The organism is Oricola sp. (genome assembly GCF_965230365.1).
In the GTDB taxonomy this organism is placed as follows: domain Bacteria; phylum Pseudomonadota; class Alphaproteobacteria; order Rhizobiales; family Rhizobiaceae; genus Oricola.
On the sequence record NZ_OZ246003.1, the window covers coordinates 795,534 to 818,650 of the forward strand.

Genomic DNA, 23,117 nt, shown 5'->3' on the forward strand with positions numbered 1-23,117 from the left:
CTGCGGGTCCATTCGATCACATGGCGGTGAAACGGCGTCCGGGTTCATGAAATCGCCACCGGCGCTTCCTATATGCCATTGCAAGCGAAAGGAAAGCTCCCATGAAAGCACTGTTGATTGCAGCAATTCTCGCCACCGCCGCCATGGCCACAGCTGCGGTTCCGGCCATGGCTTCCAGCGGGTCCGGCGGTCGTCTGGACGCGATTGCCAGCGGACGGATCTACGACAAACACCTGACGCCGAAGCTCAACCGTCGCTTCTATCTCGACGCGCATGGCGAGCGGCAGCTTTTGCAGGCGCTGCGCCATGGCCGGGTGACGATCGAGGACGTGCCGCCGGCCCAGCGCGACTACTTTCTGCGCCGGCTGGGCGAACGTTACTGAGGCCGGGCCGGCTCTAGCGGACGATGATCTCGGTGCCTGCCGGCACGCGCCGGTAGAGGTCGATCACGTCCTGGTTGATCAGCCGCACGCAGCCTGACGACACGGACCGGCCGATGGACGCCCATTCCGGCGATCCGTGCAGACGGTAGAGCGTGTCGACATTGCCCTGGTAGATGTAGAGCGCGCGTGCGCCGAGCGGATTGCTCGGGCCGCCCGCCATGCCGCCGAGCCAGACATTGTTCGCGGCATCATAGGTGGTGCTGTATTTCGCCAGGTCCGGCTCGCGGGCGATCATCTCCTCCGGCGGATGCCATTTCGGCCACTCCGCCTTGCGGCGCACATTGCCGGCGCCGCTCCACTCGAAACCGGCCCGGCCGAGGCCGACGCCGTAGCGCATGGCGCGGCCGCGCGGCATGGTGAAGTAGAGGAAATGCCGCGACGTCTCGACGATCAGCTTGCCCGGTTTTTCGCCGGTGGTGTTGCGCACGGTCTGGCGCAGGAAGCGCCTGTCGATGCGCTCCCAGGGCACTGCCGGAATGGTGAATCCGCCATCGCTTACCTGCGCATACATCAGCGCGTATTCGGAGTCGCTCGGATCGGTGATCGGCGCCGCGGCGACCGCGGAACCGCTATCGTCGGTGGTTTGGCAGCCGGCAAGCGCGACGGTTGCCGCCGCACCGCCGGTCGCCAGAAAGCTACGTCGGGAGAGGATCGTTTTGCTCATGTCCGTCCGTTAGCTCATAAACGCGAAACGAACCATTAAAATCGGCGTCATCGCCGAACTGTCCCGGCGCATCGTCACGCGGCTGTTGCCAAAAAGCCACCGAAGCGGCGACAATGGGAAAAAACCGCAGGGCGCGCAGGGGAAGCGCGCCGGGAGAAAACCATGTCAGACGATCCGCTCGAACGCGTCTATGCCGCGAAGACAGACGGCGAACTCGCCGATGCCTACAGCGCATGGGCGGCCGGCTACGACCGGCAGACCGCGGCGATGGGCTATTGCCTGCCGTTTCTCGTCGGCGGCTGGATCGCCCGGCATGTGCCGCAGGGCGACGGACCGCTGCTCGACGCCGGCTGCGGCACCGGGCTGTCCGGCCCGGCGCTGGCGGCACTCGGCTATGGCGACATCGAAGGTCTCGACATGTCGGACGAGATGCTGGCGGTGGCGCGCGGCCGCGGCGCGTATGGCAATCTGGTGGCCGGAAAGCTCGGCGACGCGCTGCCCTGGCCGGACGGCCATTTCGCGGCGGTGTTTTCGACCGGCGTGTTCACCGAGGGCCACGCGCCGGCATCTGCGCTGGACGAAATCGTGCGCATCACACGGCCCGGCGGCCATGTCATCCTGACGGTGCGCGACACGGTGCTTGCCGCCGGCGGCTTCGCCAGCCGCTTCGCCGCGATCGAAGATGCCGGGCTGTGGCGGCTGGTGGAGCGCAGCGCGCCGTTCCGCGCCTTTGCCATCGACGAGCCGGAGGTTCTGGTCTGCGCCTTCGTGTTCCGCATCGCCGCCGCTTGACGCGGCTTGCGGCGCAAGTCCATAAGGCCCGCCAATCACCGACATTCAGGGACCGACCGCGATGACCGCACCGCGCACGCTTTACGACAAAATCTGGGACGACCATCTGGTCGATGCCGGCGACGACGGCACTTCCCTGATCTATATCGACCGCCACCTCGTCCATGAGGTCACCAGCCCGCAGGCCTTCGAGGGCTTGCGCATGGCCCGCCGCAGCGTGCGCCAGCCGGAAAAGACGCTCGCCGTCGTCGACCACAACGTGCCGACCACGCCGGACCGCCACGAGGGCATCAAGAACGAGGAAAGCCGTATCCAGGTCGAGGCGCTGGCCAAAAACGCCGCCGAATTCGGCATTGAGTATTACTCCGAGAACGACCGCCGCCAGGGCATCGTCCACATCGTCGGGCCGGAGCAGGGCTTCACCCTGCCGGGCATGACCATCGTGTGCGGCGACAGCCACACCTCGACGCATGGCGCCTTCGGGGCGCTCGCCCACGGCATCGGCACGTCGGAGGTCGAGCATGTGCTCGCCACCCAGACGCTGATCCAGCAGAAGGCGAAGAACATGCTGGTCGAGGTCTCCGGCGCGCTGCCCGACGGCGTGACCGCCAAGGACATCATCCTGGCGATCATCGGCGAGATCGGCACGGCCGGCGGCACCGGCCATGTCATCGAGTTCGCCGGCGAGGCGATCCGGGCGCTTTCGATGGAAGGCCGCATGACGGTGTGCAACATGACCATCGAAGGCGGCGCGCGGGCCGGGCTGATCGCGCCCGACGAGACGACCTTCGCCTATATCAAGGACAAGCCGCGCGCGCCGAAGGGCGCTGCCTTCGAGCAGGCGCTTTCCTACTGGAAGACGCTGCACACCGACGAGGGCGCGCATTTCGACAAGGTGGTCCGGCTGGATGCGGCCAATCTTCCGCCGATCGTCTCCTGGGGTTCGTCGCCGGAAGACGTGGTGTCGATCACCGGCGTGGTGCCCAATCCCGACGACATCGAGGACGCCACCAAGCGCGCCTCCAAATGGCGGGCGCTCGACTATATGGGGCTGACGCCGGGCACCAGGATGACCGACATCGCAATCGACCGGGTGTTCCTCGGCTCCTGCACCAATGGCCGCATCGAAGACCTGCGCGCCGCCGCAGCCGTTATCGGCGGCAACAAGGTGGCCGAGCGGGTTAGCGCCATGATCGTGCCGGGCTCGGGCCTGGTCAAGGAACAGGCCGAGGCCGAGGGGCTCGACAAGCTGTTCATCGAGGCCGGTTTCGAATGGCGCGAGCCGGGCTGCTCGATGTGCCTGGCGATGAACGAGGACCGGCTGAAGCCGGAGGAGCGCTGCGCCTCGACCTCGAACCGCAATTTCGAGGGCCGCCAGGGCTTCAAGGGCCGCACCCATCTGGTGTCGCCGGCCATGGCCGCCGCCGCGGCAATCGCGGGGCGGTTTGTGGATGTCAGAGAGCTTTAGGAGACTTCGGCGGCGGCGAGGCGCCGCCGCTGGCTATTCCGCACCGGTGCCATCTTCCAGAGTTTCGAGGCGTTGCCGCGTGCGCTCGATCCATTCGACTCTGACGGGCTGCAGCCGACCGTCCGTGTGCAGGTTTTCAAGAATTGCCAGCCCTTGGCGCAGGTTGCGCGCCGGTTCGATCTCCATATTCGCCATCCGCCAGAAACTCGCAAACAGATCCCACTGCCACTCGGTGTTGGCGGGGTCGGCCGCCGCCAGCCGCTCGAAGATCTTCTGGCTGTCCTGATAGGCCCTTAGGGCGGCATCCAGATCGCCCCGCGCGGTCTCGACATCGCCTATTCTGTTGTAACTGACGGACAGGTCGCGTTGCCACAAGGTGTTGGCGGGGTCGGCCGCCGCCAGCCGCTCGGCGATCTTCAGGTCGGCTTGATAGGCCTTCAGTGCGGCATCCAGATCGCCCCGCGCGGTCTCGACATCGCCGATTTTGTTGTAACTGACGGACAGGTCGCGCTGCCACTGCGTGTTGGCGGGGTCGGCTGCCGTCAGCCGCTCTGCGATCTCCAAACCGTCCTGATAGGCCCTGCGGGCGGCATCCAGATCGCCCCGTGCGGTCTCGACATCGCCGATTTTGTTGTAACTGACGGACAGGTCGCGCTGCCACTGCGTGTTGGCGGGGTCGGCCGCCGCCAGCCGCTCGGCGATCTCCAGGCCGGCTTGATAGGCCTTGCGGGCGGCATCCAGATCGCCCCGCGCGGTCTCGACATCGCCTATTCTGTCGTAACTGACGGACAGGTCGCGCTGCCACTGCGTGTTGGCGGGGTCGGCCGCCGCCAGCCGCTCGGCGATCTCCAGGCCGTCCTGATAGGCCTTGCGGGCGGCATCCAGATCTCCCCGCGCGGTCTCGACATCGCCGATTTTGGTGTAACTGACGGAGAGATCGCGCTCGTTTCCCGTTCTTTCAGCGGCCTGTTTTCCGTGTTGATAAGCCTCCAGCGCTTTGCCCAGATTGCCGCGATGCATGGCGATGTCGCCGATCTCGAACCGGGACCCAGCGTCGTCGGGGTCAAGTTCGGCGGCCTGCCGGTAGGCGGCGAGTGCCTCGTCATAGCGGAACACCGTCTTCAGGATTTCGGCTTCTTCCCTTGCGAGCCGGGCTTCGCCGCGCGCTCTCGCTTCTCGGAGATCCGCCTGTTCGGCGCGGGCGCGGCGCAGATGCTCGATCGCGCCGTCGGCGTCGGCCTGCGTAAGTTTCTGACGTGCCAGTTGGATTGCGGCGCGGATTTCTTCCGGATCGTTCAGCAGCGGCACCGGATCGTTCGCCCTTGCGGTCAGTTCGGCGACCGCCTCGCGGATCGCACCCTCGAAATCCGCGGCGGGAAGCTCGCGTTCGACTGCCTCGAACAATGGCCTGAGATTTTCCGGGTCGATGGAAACGCCGCGCGCGGCCTTCTGCTCGGCGAGGATTTGATGAAGCAGTTCGCCATGCTCGGCGAGCGTGTCATGAACCTTGCCGAACTCGTCGAACACTTTCTCCTGAGACAGGGTGTCGAAGAGCGGCTTCAGCGTATCATCCTGCCGCGCGATGCCGTGCACACTGGCGATCAGTGTTGAAAAGACTTGGCCCGCGGTCTCGTTGGTCCGGTAGAGGCTGTCCTCCGGCAGCCTTGCGAGCAGAATGCCAACGAGATGCGGCTTCTTGGGATCCTTCTTGTCGGGCAGAGCGCGGTGGCCGACGTCGATCATGTCCTGCACTGTGGGCCGGGCGCGCTGGATCGCATCCGCCAGTCCGGCAAGCGCCGCTTCGACATCGGCTTGTGTCTGCCAATCCGCGCCGACTTCGCTGTCAAGCCAGGTGGCGTAGTCCTTCTCGATGGCCTTCGTGACTTTCTTTGCCGCCGCGTCGAGCGCGTTTTTCTGTTCGGCGCGCAGGTCGAGCGCCAGATTGCCGCTGCTTGTCAGCAGCTCAACCGCGCCGGTGGCGACAGTGAGTCCTGACACGCCAAGCGCGAAGGCGCCGCCGGCAATCGCCATGGAACAGAGGTTTTTCAGGCAGTCTTTCGATAAGTCCATCGCCCGCTCCCGCAAGTATAAACATGCGGTTCCCGGCGCCGGTGTGCAAGTGTTTTGACCTAAAGGTAGATAGACTTCATGCCCCCAGCGCCCGCTCCAGCACGTAAAGCCACAGCGTCGCGGTGACGACCGAGGCCATGGTCGCCAAGAGGAAGGCGGTGGCGGCAAGATCGATGGCGCGGTTGTAGAGCGTGGCGAACAGGTAGATGTTGACGCCCGGCGGCATGGCGGCGAGCGTCACGGCGGCGCGCACCGCATCGGCCGGCAGGTCGAACACCAGATGCGTCAGTGTGAACGCGATGGCCGGGTGCAGGAACAGCGACAGCACGGCGACCATGCCGGCCTCCGGCAGATTGGCGCGCAGCCGGTAGCGGGTCATGCCGGCGCCGATGCCGACCAGGGCGACGGGAATGGCGGCGCGCGACAGCATGTCCTTGGCCACCGTCACCGGCTCGGGCAGCGTCAGGCCGGAGAGGTTCAGCGCCAGCCCGGCCAGAATGCCGATCATCAGCGGATTGGCGAGGATCGAGCGCCCGGCCACGGTCAGCGTTTCGGGCAGGGTGCGACCGTCGCGGCGCATCAGTTCCATGGTCAATATGCCGACGGTGTAGATCAGCGGTGCGTGCACGGCGATGATGCCGAAGGCAAAGGTAAGCGATGGCGCACCATGCGAGCGCTCGACGATGGCGACGCCCAGCAAGAGCGAGTTGGAGAAAGTGGCCGCGAAGCCGACGGCGACCGCCTCGCCCGGCCGGCGCTTGAACACGCTGCGCGCCATCACGATGCCGATCACGAAACAGGTGAACGCGCCGGCATAAAAGCCGATCAGCACCGGCGCGGCGAAGGCTTCGCCGAGGTCGAGCCTGCCGATGGCGCTGAACAACAGCACCGGCACCGCCAGCCGTGCCGCGAACTGGTTGAGCGCCTCGGCCAGCCCGTCCGGCAGGTAACCGCTGCGAACCGCCACATAGCCGATGGCGATCAACAGGAAGACGGGCGCGACGGTGGCGAGAATGGAAAGCATGTTTTGCCTTAACGGTTTACGCCACTGCCGCCAATCGCATTCGCGCCGGTTAACCGGAGTGCAAGGTCCGTCCTGTAGGGTCTGTCGCCAGTACGGTTCGGCCTTTGGAAGGGGCCGGCGGGGGTGGGGTGTTGCAGGACCAGTCATATTATCAGTTGCTGAGCCCGGCGATCCTCTTTGTGTTCGCCACGGGCTTCGCGGCCCTCGGGCAATTCGCGCGCGACATTGCAGCGCCGCGCATCTTCGCCGTTTCCTACATTTTCGGTTCGCTCGGCCTGCTCGGCGACTTTCTGCGTCCGGCCATGCCCGAGGTCCTCGCCATTCCGGCGATCAACGGCGCCTATGTCGTCTCCGCGACGATGTTTGCGGCGGCGATGTTCGCCTTCTACCGGGGGGCAGTGCCCTGGCGGCGGCTGGTGATACTGGCGGTGGCGGCAATGGTGCTCCTGTTCTGGATGCGCCTGATGTTCGACAACATCGCCGCGCGCACGCTTCTGATGAACACCTACGGGGCGTTCATGTTCCTCTATCCGGCGGTCATGCTGCGCCACCGCATGGTGCGTCCGGTCGACCGTGTCTTGCAGACGCTGATCGCGCTGAACGGCGTTCAGCTCATGGCGCGCACCAGCATCGTACTGTGGTACGAGGGCGCCAGCCTGACCTACGCCAACTATGCCGGCTCGGTCGCCTCGATCTCCTTCCAGTTCACGATCTCGGTCGCCGCGCTGGCGATTGCGGTCAACCTGTTCGTCATGTTCGGCATGGAGATCGTCACCGGTATCACCGAGACCAGCCACCGCGATCCGCTGACCGGCGCGCTCAACCGGCGCGGCCTTGAAGCGCGGGCCTCCGAACTTGCGGCGTGTCCGCGCGGTTCGGCGGGTTGCCACGCCCTCATTATTGCCGATATCGACCGTTTCAAGTCGGTCAACGACCGTTTCGGCCATGCTGCCGGGGATCTGGTGATCGCCGATTTCGCGCGTCTTCTGTCGGCGGCGGCGCGCGAGGACGACATCATCGTGCGATGGGGCGGCGAGGAGTTCGTCATCCTGATGCCGCAAGCCGAGCTCGGCATGGCGCGCCTTTACGCCGAATTCGCGCGCAACGCGTTCGAGGCCGCGCGTCATGACAGCCTTGGCGAAACGCGCGTGACCGCCAGCTTCGGCATCGCCCTGTGGCGTGTCAACGAACCGCTCGAAACGGCCGCCGGTCACGCCGACAAGGCGCTTTACCGGGCCAAGCGCGAGGGCCGCAACCGGGTCTGCGTGAGCGAGCCGGAGCGCACTGCCGCAGAAATCCGCGCCGCGGTCGCCTGACCGCAAGCCGGCCACATTTCCCCGCCATATCACAAACCGATGACGCTATTCAGAACCTCTGCGGCGCTGCTGCTCGCCGCCGTCCTTCCGGCCTGCCAGTCGGTGGCAATCAGCCCGTCGGCGCTGCTGCCCGAACCGAGCGCCGCCCATTACCGCTGCGGCGACGGCTCGGTGCTGTCCGTCAGCCGGGCCGCCGGCGGCCTGACTGCGACCGATACGCGCGGTTTTTCGGCGACCATGCCGGCCAGCCCGCCCGGCCAGTCGGCGCGCTACGCCGAAGGCATCCACGCGCTGATCCTGGAAGGGCGCGCTGCCACATGGTTCGTTTCCGGCCAGACGCCACTGGAATGTAACCGTTAACGATTTCCGTTGCGCAACAATGATTTGACCGTCATCGGGCACGATGTCGCGGCTGAGGCGGTTCCAATCGATTGAATCCCGCGCCTGCTGTTGCAATGCACCAAAATCGCACTAAGGGATAAGGCTCAGACGCGCCGCGCGCTTTGACGAGGCGGTGGTCGCGACCTAAAACCGGAATGTCCGAACAGAAACTTTTGAGGAGCGGCAGATCGTGAGCGCATCGCAATCCGCATCCAGAGGCAGCCGGCCACTATCGCCGCACCTGCAGATCTACAAGCCAATCCCGACGATGGTCATGTCTATCGTCCACCGGATTACCGGAGTGGCGCTTTACGGCGGCACACTGTTGTTTGGATGGTGGTTGATCGCTGCAGCGAGCGGGCCCGAATACTATGCGGTCGTCAATGGCATCCTCGGGTCGTGGTTCGGTCTTCTGGTCATGTTCGGGTTCACCTGGGCGCTGATCCACCACATGCTGGGCGGGCTGCGCCACCTGGCATGGGACCTCGGCCACCTGTTCGACAAACATGTCGCGACCCGCATGGCCTGGGCAACGCTGATCCTGTCGGTGACGCTGACCGTCGCGATCTGGGTCATCGGCGCGATGGTGCTTTGAGGAGGCAAGAACCATGTCCATGCTGACATCCTACAAGCGCGCGGAAGGCCTCGGTTCGGCCGGCGATGGAACAACGCATTTCTGGCGCCAGCGCGTCACCGCCGTCGCCAACGTGCCGCTGATGATCGCCTTCGGGCTGATCGTTTCGTGCTGCATCGGCGCGCCCTACGAGGAGGTGCGCGCGACGCTCGGCCATCCGCTCGTTGCCGTCGTCCTGCTGCTGATCGTCGTCAGCGGTCTCTATCACGCCAAGCTCGGCATGCAGGTGGTGATCGAGGACTATGTGGCCCGCGAGACGCTCAAGCTCGTCTTGCTGATGCTCAACGTCTTCATTGTGTCCGCGATCGGCGCGATCACGGTTTTCTCGATACTGAAACTGGGTTTCGGCGGCTGATACCGGCCGCGGAACCCGGCCGCCAACCCGGGGTACAATTTCGATGAACACAGACGCTTCCAATTCCGCCAAGGCGGGCCCCGCCTATCGCTACGAGGACCACAAGTTCGACGTGGTCGTCGTTGGCGCCGGCGGCGCCGGGCTGCGCGCCACGCTGGGCATGGCCGAGCAGGGCTTTCGGACCGCCTGCATAACCAAGGTGTTTCCGACGCGCTCGCACACGGTCGCGGCACAAGGCGGCATCGCCGCCTCGCTGACCAACATGACGCCGGACTGCTGGCAGTGGCACATGTACGACACCGTCAAGGGCTCCGACTGGCTGGGCGATGTCGACGCCATGCAGTATCTGGCGATGGAAGCGCCGAAGGCCGTCTACGAACTGGAACATTACGGCGTGCCGTTCTCGCGCACCGAGGACGGCAAGATCTACCAGCGGCCGTTCGGCGGCCACATGCAGAATTACGGCGACGGTCCGCCCGTGCAGCGTACCTGCGCGGCCGCCGACCGCACCGGCCACGCCATCCTGCACACGCTTTATGGCCAGTCGGTGCGCAACAAAGCGCAGTTCTTTGTCGAATATTTCGCCATCGACCTGATCATGGACGACAGCGGCGCCTGCACCGGCGTCGTGGCCTGGAACCTTGATGATGGCACCATCCACCGCTTCTCCGCCAAGATGGTGGTGCTGGCGACCGGCGGCTATGGCCGTGCCTATTTCTCGGCGACCTCGGCGCATACCTGCACCGGCGACGGCGGCGGCATGATCGCACGCGCCGGCCTGCCGCTGCAGGACATGGAATTCGTGCAGTTCCACCCGACCGGCATCTACGGCGCCGGCTGCCTGATCACCGAGGGTGCGCGCGGCGAGGGCGGCTATCTGGTCAACTCCGAAGGCGAGCGCTTCATGGAGCGCTATGCGCCGTCGGCCAAGGACCTGGCCTCGCGTGACGTTGTTTCGCGCTGCATGACGATGGAGATCCGCGAAGGCCGCGGCGTCGGCAAGGACGGCGATCACATCTTCCTGCATCTCGACCATCTCGACCCGGCGGTGCTCGCCGAGCGCCTGCCCGGCATCTCGGAGTCGGCAAAGATCTTCGCCGGCGTCGATGTCACCCGCGAGCCGATCCCGGTGCTGCCGACGGTGCACTACAACATGGGCGGCATCCCGACCAATTACTGGGGCGAGGTGCTCAACCCGACCGCCGACAGCCCCGACGGGCTGGCCCCCGGTCTGATGGCCGTCGGCGAAGCCGGCTGCGCCTCGGTGCATGGCGCCAACCGCCTCGGCTCCAACTCGCTGATCGACCTGGTCGTGTTCGGCCGCGCCGCGGCGATCCGCGCTGGCGAGGTGGTCGACCGCGAAGCGGCGATCCCCGATCTCAACGAGGCGGCCTGCGACAGGATCATGGACCGTTTCGATCGCCTGCGTCACGCCGATGGCGGTACGCCAACCGCCGAATTGCGGCTGACCATGCAAAAGACCATGCAGGAAGACGCCGCCGTGTTCCGCACCCAGGAGACGCTGGAAAACGGCTGCCGGCGCATGGACGAGGCGTGGAAGGGACTTTCCGACCTGAAAGTCACCGACCGTTCGATGATCTGGAACTCCGATCTGGTGGAAACGCTGGAACTGGAAAACCTGATGGCCAACGCCATCACCACGGTCTACGGCGCCGAGGCGCGCAAGGAAAGCCGTGGCAGCCATGCCCGCGAGGATTATGTCGAGGGTGCGTTTGCCGGCCGCGACGACGAGAACTGGCGCGTGCACACGCTGTCCTGGGTCGACGAGGCGGGCAAGGTCCGGCTCGACTACCGACCCGTCCACACCGATCTGATCGCCGACGGCATCGACCCGAAGAAGATCGAACCGAAAGCACGGGTGTATTGACGACAGGATCCGCAACAGCCGGATGTCCGGGCAGTGAACCGGGAACGCATTGAAACGGAAATGGGTCAAAGGGAGGGAAATGCCATGGCCAATCCAGTCGCAAGACTCGCCGGTCTGACAGCCGTCTTGCCGGTGGCGTTTTACGCGGTCACCGCACAGGCAAACGACGATGTGATCCTCGCATCCTGCAAGACCGAGCTGCAATTGTCTGAATCCGGCTGCGCCTGCGTGCTCGACAAGGTTCATTCCGAACTGAGCGACAATCAGCTCGCGTTTTTCGTTGCCGCGATCAGCAAGGACCAGCCGGCGATGGTCCAGGCCCAGATGGCGCTGACCGGCGCCGAAATGATGGAAATCGCCACATTCATGACCGCGACCCCGCAGTCATGCCAGAACCAGTAACGAGAACGCTGCATCATGGTTGAACTCGCATTCGCGAAAAGCCCCAGATCAGCGGACGGCAAGGCCTCGCCGAAGCCGAAGCCAAGGGTGTTCTGATGGCCGACAGCGGCTGCGATCTCGGCTTTTTTGCCATCAATCTCGATCGTTCGCCTGAACGCTGGGCGGGCATCGAGGCCGGATTCACATCGCTGCCGTGGCCGCTGCATCGGGTATCCGCGCTCGACGCGCGCTCCGACCCGGACGGCGTGCTTGCCAAGCGCGGGCTTGCCGCCACCACCTCGCCGGACGTCGCCGGCTGGAACCATCTGCGCGCCCGGCCGCACTCGCTGGTCGAAGAGGCCTGTTTCGCGAGCCACATGGCGGCGCTGGAAATGTTCCTGGAAAGCGGTCATGCGCATGGCGTCATCCTGGAGGACGACGCGGTGCCGGTCACCGATCTGACCGCGCTGCTGCCCGGCATCTGCGCGCAGGGCGGTTTCGATGTCGTCAAGCTGGAGGGCATCGCCCGCAAGGGCGGGCGGCCGGCTTTCATGGCCGGTCGCGTTGGCGGCCACATGCTTGTCCGTTCGCTGCGGCCCTCGTCGGGTTCGGCGGCTTATCTGGTGACGCGGGCTGCCGCTGCGGCGCTGATCGCCAAGGCAGGCACCCGCACCATCCCCTATGACGACTTTCTCTCCAACCCCGGCCTGCACCGGCTTGCGATCCTGCATGTCGCGCCGTTCGCGGTCCGGCAAGCCGGCGAGGATTCGACCATGTCGACAATCCGCGCGCCGGCCGGCCAGGGCAAGAAGCGCGATCCGTGGAACTATGTGTCGCTGCGCGTGGCGCGCGGTTCGCTGCGCGTCGCACTGTGGCTGCATGCTGTGCGGGGGGTGATCTCCGCGCCCGGCCGCCTGGTGTTCGCGCCCTGGGGCGATCCGGCGGGGGCCGCGTGATGCTTTCGCCCGCCGCCGCCGACAACCAATTCAACATTCATGCCGTATGAGGAATACAGATGGTTGAACTCGCACTCCCGAAAAACTCCAAGATCACAGACGGCAAGACCTGGCCGAAGCCGGACGGCGCTGCCAATCTGCGCGAGTACCGGATCTATCGCTGGAACCCGGACGACGGCAAAAACCCGTCGATCGACACCTATTTCGTCGACATGGACGATTGCGGGCCGATGGTGCTCGACGGGCTGTTGTGGATCAAGAACGAGATCGATCCGACCCTGACACTGCGCCGCTCCTGCCGGGAAGGCATTTGCGGGTCGTGCGCGATGAACATCGACGGCACCAACACGCTGGCCTGCACCAAGGGCATGGACGAGATCGACGGCGCGGTGAAGGTCTATCCGCTGCCGCATATGGAAGTGGTCAAGGACCTGGTGCCCGACCTGACCAATTTCTACGCCCAGCACGCCTCGATCCAGCCCTGGCTGGAAACGAAGACGCCGGCGCCGGAAAAGGAATGGCGGCAAAGCCATGACGACAGGGCCAAGCTCGACGGGCTCTACGAGTGCATCCTGTGCGCCTGCTGCTCGACCTCGTGCCCGTCCTACTGGTGGAACGGCGACCGCTATCTCGGCCCGGCCGCCCTGCTGCAGGCCTATCGCTGGCTGATCGACAGCCGCGACGAGGCGACCGGCGAGCGGCTCGACCACCTGGAAGACCCGTTCCGCCTCTATCGCTGCCACACGATCATGAACTGCGCCCAAGCCTGCCCGAAGGGCCTCAACCCGGCCAAGGCGATCGCCGAGATCAAGAAGATGATGGTGGAGCGGCGGGTCTGATCCCCGTCGCCGGCAGAATTCGCGAAACGATCCGGGATTAGATCTTCTGCCGGCAGCGCATACTCGCTTTTTCCGGTGCGTCATATTAAGTACGGCCAGCGTTCGATAGAGTATCGGGCGCTTGCGGTTGCTTGATGTGCTCAACAGTGTCTGACGTTGCAGGTTCTCTTTCTGGCGGTTTTTCGGCGCGGTCGGCGACCGCTGCCGGCACGGGTCCGTCGCCTCGGCAGGCATGCGAGCGCGATGGCGACCTGCCGGAAATCCTCATGGTCAACCTGGATTCTTCCCCGGACAGGCTGGCGTTTCAGGAGGCGCAGTTCGCGCTGCTTGGGCTGCCGTTCACCCGCATCTCAGCCGTGGCCGGAGCATCCATCGACGAAGCCTTCTACCGACGGATGCGCGCCAGTGGCGCCCGGATCCTGCGGCGCAACGAAGTCGGCTGCACGCTCAGTCATGTCGCGTGCTGGCGGCATTGCGTGCAACGGGGCGAACCGGTCGTCATCTTCGAAGATGACGTCGTCATCGATCCGGCGTTCGGTTCGATGTTGCGCGAGTTGTGCCCTGTTGCGCGCGAAGCCGACATGTTGGTCAATTTCGAGTGCCATTCCCGCCGAAAGCGGGTGGGCGCCGAATTGGGCCGCACCGCCGATGGGCGGTTTTCGCTCTGCGACCTACTGATCGGCGAGGGCGGCACGGGTGGCTACTACATCACGCCGGTGGTCGCGGCGCGGCTGCTGAAACTGGCGGAAAGGCGTATCTATCTCGCCGACACGCACATGAATATCCTCGCCGGCGTGCAATATGCCCAGGTGTCGCCAGCGCCGGTCGCACAGCTCATGTCTTTCAAGGACCGCGATGTTGCCGGAAGCGCCACGCAATCGGTCATCGGAAAAGGCGGCGCACGCCGGCCCGGCAGTCTGAGCAGCTTCCTGCGCTATCCCCTGACGCGGCTGCGCCGGTTTGAGCTGTATCTGTTTTCCATGCGGCGAAAAGCCAGGGCGTGGCGGCAGTCCGGCGGCGTGCCGCTCAAACGAAGCCCGCGCCTCGAGCCCGCACGCCTTGCGGTCCTGAACCGGCTGCGGGATCTATCCACCGCCTCCTGACTTCCCCTATCATCTGTCTTGCCTTCTCACGGAAGTCTGGGTGCACACCGGCTCACAGGGGGAAGGACGGTGCCCGGTGGGGTGAGGAGTGTTCGACCGGAGGTCGGCGAATCGACAACGATTTGTCGATTGGAACGACGAACGCCCGGAGCAATAGCGAAGGGCCGGTGGTCAAACACACGGTGACTCACCTGGGTGATGAACCCCCACGCCGGGGCGGCATGAAGCGGCGCGCGCAGTCTTGTTTTCCCGGACAATACGATCCGGGCCGCCGACCGAAGCTGCAAGACCACCGAGCGGGCGGTCTAAGGATCGCTATACTTAAAAGACGTTGCGATGCTCAGGCCGCCCGTCTTCCTGCTCCAGAACAATCCGGCCTCGGAAAACGGGGCGCGGCGGCGATTGCGTGTGTCTTCCTGCCCCTTGGCAAGGATTGCGACATTGCCGACCGGCATCCGCATCACGGCGGCACCCAATCCTGGCCGAAATCGGCGAAACTTGCGCTATGGGACAGAATTGGCAAAAATCCGCCACGAATTGTTCTCTGCCTCACGGTGTTTCGCAAGAACATGGACCATCGATCGCCTGAAGCGTCCGACGTTTTGCTCGACCCTTGCCCGGCCCTGGAAGGCGGGGAGGTCTTGCGCGGATGCGAGGATTTGGACCTGGCGCGCGAAGTGGTGCGCGATATGTTCGTCGATCACCGGATCAACGCGGCCAGCCGCGATTGTCCTCGCCCCATCGATGTGCGCTACAAGCGGTCGGAGAGCCTTGCGCTTTGTTACTTCGACTACGGCCGGCATCTCGAGATTGAGCCCGAAGTCTTCGAGGACTTCTACCTGCTTCTCGTTCCCGTATCGGGAGCGGCGAATGTCAAAGAGCGGGGGCACACCTATCTGGCGCCGGCGGGTACGGGGCTCATTTTACCGGCCGAACGAAAAACATCGATGGTGTGGTCGGAAGAAACAACGAAACTGGTGGTGCGGATCGACCGCCGCAGATTGACCGCCAAACTCGAGGGCTTTCTCGGATATTCGCTTCCGCGCTCGCCGCATTTCGATCTCGACGCGCAGAACCTGTCGGCCGGCACGAACCCGCTGCACCAATGCCTGCAAGGGCTGATCATGCTGGCGTCCCAGCCGGCGGGCCCGGGCCGCGCGTTGATGAGCGCCGCCATCGAGGATGCGTTCCACGGCGCGGTGCTCACCAGCCTGCCGAACGACTTGTCGGGCGCGATCGCCGACGGTGCGCTGTCGAGAGCCTCGCCGAAATCGGTGCGGCGCGCCGAGGCCTATGTCGATGCGCATCTGGCGGAGCCGATACGCATTCGGGATCTGGTCCGCGCTTCGGGCGTTTCCGAGCGGTCATTGTTTGAAGGGTTCAAGCGGTTCCGCGAGATGACGCCAATGCAGTTCGTCCGGTTCAGGCGGCTGCATGCCGTGCGGGATGCTCTGGCGCACGCCGAACCCGGTGTTCGGGTCTCGCGGTTGGCGGCCGAATTCGGCTTCGCGCATTTCGGGCGGTTTGCGACCGACTATGCCCGCCAGTTCGGCGAATTGCCGTCTGAAACCCTGCGCCGGTCGAAGATCTGACCCGGTTTCGGCCCCGCTATTGGCCGATTCCTGCGGTTCCTGGACGAATACTGCAGGAAACGGCCGCTCCCGGCGTTTGACGGGGTTGTCGCCGTTTACGCCGTTGCCCCGCTTGGCACATGCTCAGCCCATTCGAGACCAAGAGGCCCGACGGAAGGACAAGAACATGGGTGAGTTTGACGGAAAGGTTGTCATCGCGACCGGGGCGTCCACATTGCTGGGCCAGGCGATTGTCCGGGCCTTCGCGGCCGAGGGCGCCAAAGTCGTGATGGCCGATATCGATGTCGAGAACGGTCAGGCGCTTGCCGCGGAGCTGGGCGACGCGGTGGCGTTCGTTGAAACCGACGTCACCAGCGACGACAGCATCGACAGTTGCATAACCCAGGCGGTCGAGCGGTTTGGCGGTGTCGACTGCCTGATCAACATGGCCTCGACCTATCTCGACAACGGGATCGGGACCTCGCGCGAGGACTGGCTCACATCGCTCAACATCAATCTCGTGGGCGGCCAGATCTTCTCGCAGAAGATTGCGCCGGTGATGGAAAAACGCGGCGGCGGCTCGATCGTCAACTTCGCTTCGATCGCCGGCAAGGTGTCGCAACCGGGCCGCATGACCTACTCGGCTGCCAAGGCTGCGATTCTGCGCATTACCGGCAACGCCGCGATGCAGCTGAACCCGCAGAACATCCGCGTGAACTCGGTTTCGCCGGGCTGGACATGGTCCAGCATCATGAAGATGGCGACCGGCGACGACCGCAAAAAAACCGACGGCGTTGCCGCGCCGTTCCACATGTTCGGCCGGACTGGCAACCCGGAGGAGGTCGCCGAGGCCGTGCTGTTCCTGTGCTCGGACAAGGCGCGCTTCATAACCGGCACGGACATAGCGGTGGACGGCGGTTACACCGCCATGGGGCCCGAGGGGATGGTCGACGCTGTCGCGAAGCTGATGGAATAGACGCGCGGCGCGGACGAGGGGTTGAACATGGCAGTTAATCCGCGTGACCTGCGCACCGCGTTCGGCAAGTTCGCCACCGGGGTAACGATCATCACCGCACGGTCCGGCGACACCCATCACGGCATGACGGCCAATTCGTTCACATCCGTGTCCATCGAGCCGCCGATGCTGTTGGTTTGCGTCTCGAAAAAGGCCCGGGCGCTGGGCGTTATTGTCGAGTGCGGGGAATTCGGGGTCAGCGTCCTGGCCGAAGACCAGCAGGATGTTTCGAACCATTTTGCCGGCAAACCGGAATTCGATGAGGTGATCTTTGCGAGCCTCGGCGGAATTCCCACCATCAAGGGCGCTATCGCACAGTTCGGTTGCGCTCTCTATGCCGCTTACGATGCCGGCGATCACGAGATCCTCGTCGGCGAAATCAAGGGCTATGCCTACAATGACGGCCGTCCGCTGCTCTATCACGGCGGCAGCTACCAGGCCTTGGCCCGCCAGGGAGAACAAGACACATGAGCAAGATCGCGATCATCGGGTCCGGTATCAGCGGGCTGGTCGCCGGCATCGGCCTTCTGGACCAGGGGCATGACGTCACCATCTACTCCAACCTCAGCGCCGAGGACTGGCTGACGAAGGTGCCGCCCACCGGCACCGCCTGCCGCTTTGCCTCATCGATCGATCTCGAGGACGAATTGGGGCTCAACCAGTGGAACGACTCCACTCCGATCAATGGTGTGCACCTGACCTTCTGCCCTAAGCCTGGCCGTCAGCTCATCGACCTCATGGGCCGATTGGATCGGCCTGCACTGGCCATCGACGTGCGGCTGCAATCGCATGCGTGGACGCTTGAGTTCGAGAAGCGTGGTGGCAAGACAGTCGTGACCAATGTCGACATCCCCGCGCTGGAAGAGATCGCGGCTGCGGCCGACCTGACGCTCGTCGCTGCCGGCAAAGCCGATATCGGGAAACTGTTCGAGGTGGACGAGGCCCGCTCGGTTTACGACAAGCCGCAGCGCAAACTTGCGATGTTCGTGATCAGGAACGTGGCGATGGACCGTTCGGACGAAGGCATCCTGATGACCCACGGGATCAAGTTCAACTTCTTCGGTTCCGAGGGCGAGCAGTTCAGCGTGCCTTACTGGCATCGCGACGGCTACCAGTGCTTCAACGCGATCTTCGAGGCCAAGCCCGGGCGCGTTTTCGACAAGTTCGACGACTGCAAGAACGGCCAGGACGTGCTGGACCAGGCCAAGGCTTTGTTCAAGGAGTACATTCCCTGGGATTACAACTGGATCAAGGACGCGGTTCTGACCGACGAAAGGGGCTGGCTGAAGGGTTCGGTCCGGCCCTGCTACAAACGGCCTGTCGGCACATTGCCTTCGGGCGCCAAGGTGATGGCGGTGGGTGATACGGCCAACACGCTCGATCCGATCGGCGGCCAGGGCGCGAACAATTGTTACCGGCAAATCCGAGTGCTTCTCGACGAAGCCAAGAAGAATACGGACCGCGATTTCAGCGAAGCCTGGATGAACGCAACCTTCGATCGCTACTACGAGGAGGTCGGCAAGAACACCAATGCGTTCAACAACATTCTGCTGGAGGAAATCACGCCGGCCGGCATCCGCCTGCTCTGTGCGCAATATGGCAGCACAGGCGATATCAACGACGCCTCGCTGCAACAAAAGATCGCCAACGACTTCGTCAACAATTTCGACGACCCGAACCTTCTGACCGAGCGGTTTCAGGACGATGCCAAGGCGCGGCAATATATCGATGCGCTGTCCGGCGGAAAGGCCGGAAGCGTCGACCGGAAAGCAAAGATGTCGATTGCGCTCGGCCAATTGCGGCAGGTCATCGGCGGTTCGCGCAGCGGTCATCCGCTGGCCAATCCACGGCTTGCCTGACCTGAAAGCGGCACCGCGTTACGGTTCGCCGGCTGTGTGTTGATCGCCGTCAATCCGGTGTTGTGGGTGCCACGCTAGGAAATGGAAGCGACAAACGGAGGCGAGCGATGGCAGAGCAGAACTGGAGCGATTTCACCGACCGGACCAACAAGCGCATGGCCGAGTTGCGCAAGTCGATGCCGGAGCCGGCCAAGGGCTTTGCCGAGCTTGCCCGCGCGGCGATTGCGCCGGGCGCGCTCGATTCCAAGACCAAGGAACTGATCGCGCTGGCCATCGGGATCGCGGCGCGTTGCGACGGTTGCCTGGCGTTTCACGCCAAGGCCGCGGCCCGGCACGGCGCGACCCGCCAGGAGGTGATCGAGACGATCTCGGTGGCGCTCTACATGGGCGGCGGCCCGTCGATGATCTATGGCGCCGAGGCGCTGAGCGCCTTCGACGCGTTGAGCGAGGCCGGCTAGGCCGCAGCCGCGATACGGGCTTCGGCCATGCCGGCGGCGACGGCTTCGGTGGTGCGCCCGCTGGCGGCCGCATCGCGGAAGATCTTGTCCAGTGTTGCCGGGATACGGGCGACCGTCGCTTCGGCCCGCGTCCGGTCGTAGCCGCCTGGCAGGACCTCGAATGCGGCGTTGATCAGCCCGCCGGCATTGATCACATAGTCCGGCGCATAAAGGACGCCGCGCGCCGCCAGGCGGTCGGCATCGGCGTTGGTCGCAAGCTGGTTGTTGGCCGAACCGGCGACGATTTCCGCCCTGAGCACGGGAATGATTTCGGCGGACAGCACGCCGCCCAATGCGCAGGGCGCGAAGACGTCGGTATCGGCGGCCAGGATTGCGTCGGCGGCGGCCTTGCGGGCGGAAAACTCGGTCACCGCGGCCTCGACGCGCGCGGCGTCGATGTCGGCCACCGTCAGCCTTGCGCCGTCGGCATGCAGCTTCTCGCAGAGCGCCCAGCCGACGGAGCCGAGGCCCTGCACGGCGATGGACTTGCCGGCAAGCATATCGTGGCCGAAGCGGTGGTGGACTGCCGCCTTGATGCCGAGATAGACGCCTTGGGCGGTAAAGGGCGCGGGATTGCCGCTGCCGCCGATGGTCGTGCCGGAGACATTGGGCGTGCGGGCGCGCAGGAAATCGGCATCGGCCAACGTTACGCCGACATCTTCGCCGGTCGCGAAGATGCCGTCGAGCGCCTGCAGCATCTCGGCATAGGCTTCGAGCATGGCGTGGGTTTTGTCGCGCTGCGGATCGGCGATGATCACCGCCTTGCCTCCGCCGAGCGGCAGGCCGGAGATCGCCGCCTTGGCCGTCATGCCGCGCGACAGCCTGAGCACGTCGCTGAGCGCCGTCTCGAAAGTGTCGTGCTGCCAGATGCGGGTTCCACCGAAGGCCTTGCCGAGTGTCGAATCGTGGATGGCGACAATGGCATCCAGGCCGCGCCGCCGGTCGATGCCGTGCAACACGATCTCGTGGCCGTCATAGTCGGGCAATTGTGCCGCCTCGGCGGTGATGTCGTGGATCGTCAGGCTGCCGGTCGTGCCGGTTTTGCCCGGGTTTGTGAGAGATTGAAGCATTGCAGTTCCTCCTCGCACTTCGTGGCCCGATTGTAAGCGCGATGCCGGGTTCTTTGGTTTCGAAGTTGCATCGCCACGTGGCAGAAACGGTCGCCGCCCGGTCATGCGGAGAAACTTCGTTGCTTTTCAGCGGTTTATGTTGCGGCGCATGATAGCCGTGTTGCGCTGCGGCGGCCCAGCGCCCTCACGCAAGCGTGTTCGGATATGATTTGAAGATCGCGGGCGCGGCGGTAGCTGTTAAGCAGTCATTGGAGATCTTTCATGTTGCGACCCATCCTCGCCGCCCTGGCGTTTTCTACTTCTCTTTTCGCACTCCCTGCGCAGGCCGAAATCCGCTCGCTGATTGTCGCCGGCGGCTGTTTCTGGTGTGTTGAGAGCGATTTCGACCATATGGCCGGCGTCATCGCCACCACGTCGGGCTATGCCGGTGGGACATTGCGCGATCCGACCTACCGCAACCACGGCAAGCATCGCGAGGTGGTCAAGGTCGATTACGATGCGAATGTCACCGATTACCGCACACTGGTCGCGGCCTTTCTGCGCACCATCGATCCGACCGATGCCGGCGGGCAGTTCTGCGATCGCGGCCATTCCTATTCCACGGCCATCCACGCCAATGGCGAGGCGGAAGCGCGGATCGCGCGCGAGGAACTCGCCAAGGCGCAAGAGGTTCTCGGGCGAAGCGTGGTTACGCCTGTCGAGGCATTGCCCGCCTTCTGGGAGGCCGAGGAATACCACCAGAACTATGCCACCAGCCAGGTCCGGCAGCTGACGCGATTCGGCCTTGTGAGCCGAGCCAAGGCCTATAAAGGTTACCGAAAGGCATGCGGACGCGATCAGCGGGTGCGCCAGCTCTGGATGGAAGAGGCTTATAGCGGCGTGAACAAGCCTGGCAGCTGATCGGTTCGGATCGGCCAAGCCGCGAGAAACATTACGACTTTTCAGAATCCGTGACCCAGGGTCGCGGATTCGGGTTCCATGTTGGCACTGTCTGTCATACTATCGATACAGAAATCGGTAACACGACGGCGATCTGCCCACCGGACCAATGGCCATGGAATTCCAATCCGCTTCTTCGGCTTTTACCGACATCGTCACTGGTCGGTCAGATTCGCGTTGCTCCGCCAATACCCACATCGTTGATCAGCTTATCGAGGAGCGCGGCCAGACGCTCGTCAAGCATCCGCTGTGGCCGCTGCTGCGCCCGGCCCTTTACCGGATGCTGTATTACAGCCACGCGGTAAAGATGGCCGACGATGTCGCGGATATCAGCGGGATCGACTGTTTCGAGTATATCAGCCGGCTGCTTGAACTCGACGTGACCGTCGAAGGCAAGGAAAACCTGCCGGCACAGGGCGGCTTCGTGATGGTGTCCAACCATCCAACCGGTATCGCCGACGGCGTGGCGGTCTACGACATGCTGAAGGATACCCGGCCCGACCTGGTGTTTTTCGCCAATCGCGACGCGGTTCGTGTCAGCAAGCGGCTGTCGGAGATCATTATCCCGGTCGAGTGGCGGGCGAGCGAGAAGTCCCATTCCAAGAGCCGCGAAACGCTGGTGCGCACCAGCCGCGCCTTTTCCGACGGACGCGCCATCGTACTGTTCCCGTCCGGCCGCATCGCCTATTGGGCGAAGAACCGCCTGAACGAGCGCCCCTGGCAGGCGACGGGCATCCAGATGGCCAAGCGCTTCGACGTGCCGGTCATTCCGATGCACATGGAAGCGCGCAATTCAAAGCTGTTCTATCTGCTGTCGCACCGCACGCCGGAACTTCGGGACATGACCGTGTTCCATGAGCTCTTGAACAAGAAGGGCCGGCCGTTCCGGATGACAGTCGGCAAGCCGATCGAACCGGGCAGCCTGTCGGGCGACGTGCAAGACCTGACGGTTCGTCTGCAGCACTTTTGCGAGAATGTGTTGCGCGACGACGCCAAGGCCGAGTTCAGCTAAAGCAAACCGCAATCAATGATGGCAACCGGCGGGTGCGCACCGCGCCCGTGCGCCGATGTTGCGTCGGCCCGGATGCAACCGGGCCGCTGCTTGGCGCTTGTAGTTCCGGTCAGGCGATCTGCTGGCCGGTTTTTTCCCAGTCGGCGAGGAATGCCGCGAGGCCCTTGTCGGTCAGCGGATGCTTGACCAGTGCCTTCAGCGTTGCCGGCGGAACTGTCGAGACGTCGGCGCCGATCATGGCGGCTTCCTTGACGTGGTTGACGGTGCGGATCGAGGCGGCGAGGATTTCGGTCTGGAAGCCGTAATTGTCGTAGATCGTACGGATCTCGCCGATCAGCTCCATGCCGTTGAGGCCGGTGTCGTCGAGCCGTCCGATGAAAGGCGAGATAAAGGTCGCGCCAGCCTTGGCCGCGAGCAACGCCTGGTTGGCCGAGAAGCACAGCGTGACGTTGGTTTTGTGGCCATCGGAGGTCAGCGCCTTGCAGGCTTTCAGACCCTCGAAGGTCAGCGGCAGCTTGATGCAGATATTGTCGGCGATCTTGGCGAGCACAGCCGCCTCGCGCATCATGCCGTCGAAGTCGGTGGCCGTGACCTCGGCGGAAACCGGTCCATCGACGATGCCGCAGATTTCCTTGGTCACCTCGGTGATGTCGCGGCCCGACTTCATGATCAGCGACGGATTGGTCGTGACACCGTCAAGCAGGCCGATGTCGTTCAGTTCGCGGATTTCGGCGACGTCTGCCGTATCGACAAAGAATTTCATTGTTGGTTTCCTGATTGGCGTTCGCCGGGTGCGGCGGGTTCATCGGGGTTCCGTTTAGACGAAAGAAGCGGCAAGGT

The 23,117-nt window shown here is 64.2% G+C and carries 24 protein-coding genes; 19 read left to right on the top strand and 5 right to left on the bottom strand.

The genetic code is table 11. The annotated features are described in order from the left end of the window. Nucleotides 1-101: 101 nt before the first annotated feature. The gene (locus ACO06R_RS03855; RefSeq protein ID WP_421856286.1) at nt 102-383 is read left to right on the top strand and encodes a hypothetical protein; all 282 of its coding nucleotides are present in this window, start codon (nt 102-104) and stop codon (nt 381-383) included. Nucleotides 384-396: 13 nt separating this feature from the next. On the opposite strand, the gene ACO06R_RS03860 is transcribed toward ACO06R_RS03855, so the two are convergent. After that, nucleotides 397-1,107: a L,D-transpeptidase gene (locus ACO06R_RS03860; protein ID WP_421856289.1), complete on the bottom strand. Its 711-nt coding sequence runs from the start codon at nt 1,105-1,107 to the stop codon at nt 397-399. Nucleotides 1,108-1,269: 162 nt separating this feature from the next. On the opposite strand from ACO06R_RS03860, the gene ACO06R_RS03865 reads away from it, so the two are divergent. Together ACO06R_RS03865 and leuC are read left to right on the top strand one after the other, a co-directional pair. Continuing rightward, complete coding sequence (locus ACO06R_RS03865; RefSeq protein WP_421856292.1) at nt 1,270-1,899, top strand: class I SAM-dependent DNA methyltransferase; 630 nt, start codon at nt 1,270-1,272, stop codon at nt 1,897-1,899. Nucleotides 1,900-1,960: 61 nt separating this feature from the next. Further along, the gene (leuC, locus tag ACO06R_RS03870; RefSeq protein WP_421856295.1) at nt 1,961-3,367 is read left to right on the top strand and encodes a 3-isopropylmalate dehydratase large subunit; all 1,407 of its coding nucleotides are present in this window, start codon (nt 1,961-1,963) and stop codon (nt 3,365-3,367) included. A 33-nt stretch (nt 3,368-3,400) separates the two neighbouring features. On the opposite strand, the gene ACO06R_RS03875 is transcribed toward leuC, so the two are convergent. Together ACO06R_RS03875 and ACO06R_RS03880 are read right to left on the bottom strand one after the other, a co-directional pair. Beyond that, a complete protein-coding gene (locus ACO06R_RS03875) occupies nt 3,401-5,437 on the bottom strand; it encodes a tetratricopeptide repeat protein (RefSeq protein ID WP_421856298.1) in 2,037 nt (678 codons plus the stop codon). Nucleotides 5,438-5,513: 76 nt separating this feature from the next. Beyond that, the gene (locus ACO06R_RS03880; protein ID WP_421856301.1) at nt 5,514-6,461 is read right to left on the bottom strand and encodes an AEC family transporter; all 948 of its coding nucleotides are present in this window, start codon (nt 6,459-6,461) and stop codon (nt 5,514-5,516) included. A gap of 131 nt (nt 6,462-6,592) precedes the next feature. On the opposite strand from ACO06R_RS03880, the gene ACO06R_RS03885 reads away from it, so the two are divergent. The 14 genes from ACO06R_RS03885 to ACO06R_RS03950 all read left to right on the top strand — a co-directional run bounded on the left by ACO06R_RS03885 (nt 6,593) and on the right by ACO06R_RS03950 (nt 19,217). Then, nucleotides 6,593-7,777, top strand: a complete 1,185-nt coding sequence (locus ACO06R_RS03885) for a diguanylate cyclase domain-containing protein (protein ID WP_421856307.1) — start codon at nt 6,593-6,595, stop codon at nt 7,775-7,777. A gap of 39 nt (nt 7,778-7,816) precedes the next feature. Beyond that, entirely contained in the window at nt 7,817-8,137 is a 321-nt protein-coding gene (locus tag ACO06R_RS03890) for a hypothetical protein (RefSeq protein ID WP_421856310.1), read from the top strand. Nucleotides 8,138-8,348: 211 nt separating this feature from the next. Then, a complete protein-coding gene (gene sdhC, locus ACO06R_RS03895) occupies nt 8,349-8,753 on the top strand; it encodes a succinate dehydrogenase, cytochrome b556 subunit (RefSeq protein WP_421856313.1) in 405 nt (134 codons plus the stop codon). A gap of 13 nt (nt 8,754-8,766) precedes the next feature. Continuing rightward, complete coding sequence (gene sdhD, locus ACO06R_RS03900; RefSeq protein WP_421856316.1) at nt 8,767-9,147, top strand: succinate dehydrogenase, hydrophobic membrane anchor protein; 381 nt, start codon at nt 8,767-8,769, stop codon at nt 9,145-9,147. A 43-nt stretch (nt 9,148-9,190) separates the two neighbouring features. Next, complete coding sequence (gene sdhA, locus ACO06R_RS03905) at nt 9,191-11,035, top strand: succinate dehydrogenase flavoprotein subunit (RefSeq protein WP_421856319.1); 1,845 nt, start codon at nt 9,191-9,193, stop codon at nt 11,033-11,035. Between the two features lie 84 nt (nt 11,036-11,119). Beyond that, nucleotides 11,120-11,437: a hypothetical protein gene (locus ACO06R_RS03910; RefSeq protein WP_421856322.1), complete on the top strand. Its 318-nt coding sequence runs from the start codon at nt 11,120-11,122 to the stop codon at nt 11,435-11,437. 95 nt (nt 11,438-11,532) lie between these two features. Further along, a complete protein-coding gene (locus ACO06R_RS03915) occupies nt 11,533-12,372 on the top strand; it encodes a glycosyltransferase family 25 protein (protein WP_421856325.1) in 840 nt (279 codons plus the stop codon). Nucleotides 12,373-12,431: 59 nt separating this feature from the next. Next, a complete protein-coding gene (locus ACO06R_RS03920) occupies nt 12,432-13,211 on the top strand; it encodes a succinate dehydrogenase iron-sulfur subunit (protein WP_421856328.1) in 780 nt (259 codons plus the stop codon). Between the two features lie 146 nt (nt 13,212-13,357). Continuing rightward, complete coding sequence (locus ACO06R_RS03925; RefSeq protein ID WP_421856331.1) at nt 13,358-14,314, top strand: glycosyltransferase family 25 protein; 957 nt, start codon at nt 13,358-13,360, stop codon at nt 14,312-14,314. A 569-nt stretch (nt 14,315-14,883) separates the two neighbouring features. Then, on the top strand, nt 14,884-15,906 hold the full coding sequence (locus ACO06R_RS03930; protein WP_421856334.1) for an AraC family transcriptional regulator: 1,023 nt from the start codon (nt 14,884-14,886) through the stop codon (nt 15,904-15,906). Between the two features lie 166 nt (nt 15,907-16,072). Then, entirely contained in the window at nt 16,073-16,861 is a 789-nt protein-coding gene (locus ACO06R_RS03935; protein ID WP_421856337.1) for an SDR family oxidoreductase, read from the top strand. Nucleotides 16,862-16,888: 27 nt separating this feature from the next. Continuing rightward, complete coding sequence (locus ACO06R_RS03940; protein WP_421856340.1) at nt 16,889-17,371, top strand: flavin reductase family protein; 483 nt, start codon at nt 16,889-16,891, stop codon at nt 17,369-17,371. Next, nucleotides 17,368-18,759, top strand: a complete 1,392-nt coding sequence (locus ACO06R_RS03945; protein WP_421856343.1) for a styrene monooxygenase/indole monooxygenase family protein — start codon at nt 17,368-17,370, stop codon at nt 18,757-18,759. Before ACO06R_RS03940 ends, ACO06R_RS03945 begins: the two co-directional genes overlap by 4 nt. Nucleotides 18,760-18,866: 107 nt before the next feature. Further along, nucleotides 18,867-19,217, top strand: a complete 351-nt coding sequence (locus tag ACO06R_RS03950) for a carboxymuconolactone decarboxylase family protein (RefSeq protein ID WP_421856346.1) — start codon at nt 18,867-18,869, stop codon at nt 19,215-19,217. Here ACO06R_RS03950 and ACO06R_RS03955 read toward each other — a convergent pair. Then, nucleotides 19,214-20,326, bottom strand: a complete 1,113-nt coding sequence (locus ACO06R_RS03955) for a Glu/Leu/Phe/Val dehydrogenase dimerization domain-containing protein (RefSeq protein ID WP_421856349.1) — start codon at nt 20,324-20,326, stop codon at nt 19,214-19,216. The genes ACO06R_RS03950 and ACO06R_RS03955 overlap by 4 nt on opposite strands. A gap of 261 nt (nt 20,327-20,587) precedes the next feature. Between ACO06R_RS03955 and msrA the strand changes: the two genes are divergently transcribed. Continuing rightward, entirely contained in the window at nt 20,588-21,226 is a 639-nt protein-coding gene (msrA, locus tag ACO06R_RS03960) for a peptide-methionine (S)-S-oxide reductase MsrA (protein ID WP_421856352.1), read from the top strand. 154 nt (nt 21,227-21,380) lie between these two features. Beyond that, nucleotides 21,381-22,277 (top strand): 1-acyl-sn-glycerol-3-phosphate acyltransferase, encoded by an 897-nt coding sequence (locus ACO06R_RS03965; RefSeq protein ID WP_421856355.1) that lies wholly within the window; start codon nt 21,381-21,383, stop codon nt 22,275-22,277. A gap of 109 nt (nt 22,278-22,386) precedes the next feature. On the opposite strand, the gene fsa is transcribed toward ACO06R_RS03965, so the two are convergent. Next, on the bottom strand, nt 22,387-23,040 hold the full coding sequence (gene fsa, locus ACO06R_RS03970) for a fructose-6-phosphate aldolase (protein WP_421856358.1): 654 nt from the start codon (nt 23,038-23,040) through the stop codon (nt 22,387-22,389). Between the last annotated feature and the right edge of the window lie 77 nt (nt 23,041-23,117).

Coding starts and splice junctions, on each gene's coding strand:
- ACO06R_RS03940 (WP_421856340.1), top strand. CDS start 16,889: ATGGCAGTTAATCCGCGTGACCTGCGCACCGCGTTCGGCAAGTTCGCC.
- ACO06R_RS03890 (WP_421856310.1), top strand. CDS start 7,817: ATGACGCTATTCAGAACCTCTGCGGCGCTGCTGCTCGCCGCCGTCCTT.
- ACO06R_RS03855 (WP_421856286.1), top strand. CDS start 102: ATGAAAGCACTGTTGATTGCAGCAATTCTCGCCACCGCCGCCATGGCC.
- ACO06R_RS03915 (WP_421856325.1), top strand. CDS start 11,533: ATGGCCGACAGCGGCTGCGATCTCGGCTTTTTTGCCATCAATCTCGAT.
- msrA (WP_421856352.1), top strand. CDS start 20,588: ATGTTGCGACCCATCCTCGCCGCCCTGGCGTTTTCTACTTCTCTTTTC.
- ACO06R_RS03955 (WP_421856349.1), bottom strand. CDS start 20,326: ATGCTTCAATCTCTCACAAACCCGGGCAAAACCGGCACGACCGGCAGC.
- ACO06R_RS03875 (WP_421856298.1), bottom strand. CDS start 5,437: ATGGACTTATCGAAAGACTGCCTGAAAAACCTCTGTTCCATGGCGATT.
- ACO06R_RS03865 (WP_421856292.1), top strand. CDS start 1,270: ATGTCAGACGATCCGCTCGAACGCGTCTATGCCGCGAAGACAGACGGC.
- ACO06R_RS03920 (WP_421856328.1), top strand. CDS start 12,432: ATGGTTGAACTCGCACTCCCGAAAAACTCCAAGATCACAGACGGCAAG.
- ACO06R_RS03880 (WP_421856301.1), bottom strand. CDS start 6,461: ATGCTTTCCATTCTCGCCACCGTCGCGCCCGTCTTCCTGTTGATCGCC.
- ACO06R_RS03945 (WP_421856343.1), top strand. CDS start 17,368: ATGAGCAAGATCGCGATCATCGGGTCCGGTATCAGCGGGCTGGTCGCC.
- ACO06R_RS03860 (WP_421856289.1), bottom strand. CDS start 1,107: ATGAGCAAAACGATCCTCTCCCGACGTAGCTTTCTGGCGACCGGCGGT.
- fsa (WP_421856358.1), bottom strand. CDS start 23,040: ATGAAATTCTTTGTCGATACGGCAGACGTCGCCGAAATCCGCGAACTG.
- ACO06R_RS03965 (WP_421856355.1), top strand. CDS start 21,381: ATGGAATTCCAATCCGCTTCTTCGGCTTTTACCGACATCGTCACTGGT.
- sdhD (WP_421856316.1), top strand. CDS start 8,767: ATGTCCATGCTGACATCCTACAAGCGCGCGGAAGGCCTCGGTTCGGCC.
- ACO06R_RS03930 (WP_421856334.1), top strand. CDS start 14,884: ATGGACCATCGATCGCCTGAAGCGTCCGACGTTTTGCTCGACCCTTGC.
- ACO06R_RS03910 (WP_421856322.1), top strand. CDS start 11,120: ATGGCCAATCCAGTCGCAAGACTCGCCGGTCTGACAGCCGTCTTGCCG.
- sdhA (WP_421856319.1), top strand. CDS start 9,191: ATGAACACAGACGCTTCCAATTCCGCCAAGGCGGGCCCCGCCTATCGC.
- leuC (WP_421856295.1), top strand. CDS start 1,961: ATGACCGCACCGCGCACGCTTTACGACAAAATCTGGGACGACCATCTG.
- ACO06R_RS03935 (WP_421856337.1), top strand. CDS start 16,073: ATGGGTGAGTTTGACGGAAAGGTTGTCATCGCGACCGGGGCGTCCACA.
- ACO06R_RS03950 (WP_421856346.1), top strand. CDS start 18,867: ATGGCAGAGCAGAACTGGAGCGATTTCACCGACCGGACCAACAAGCGC.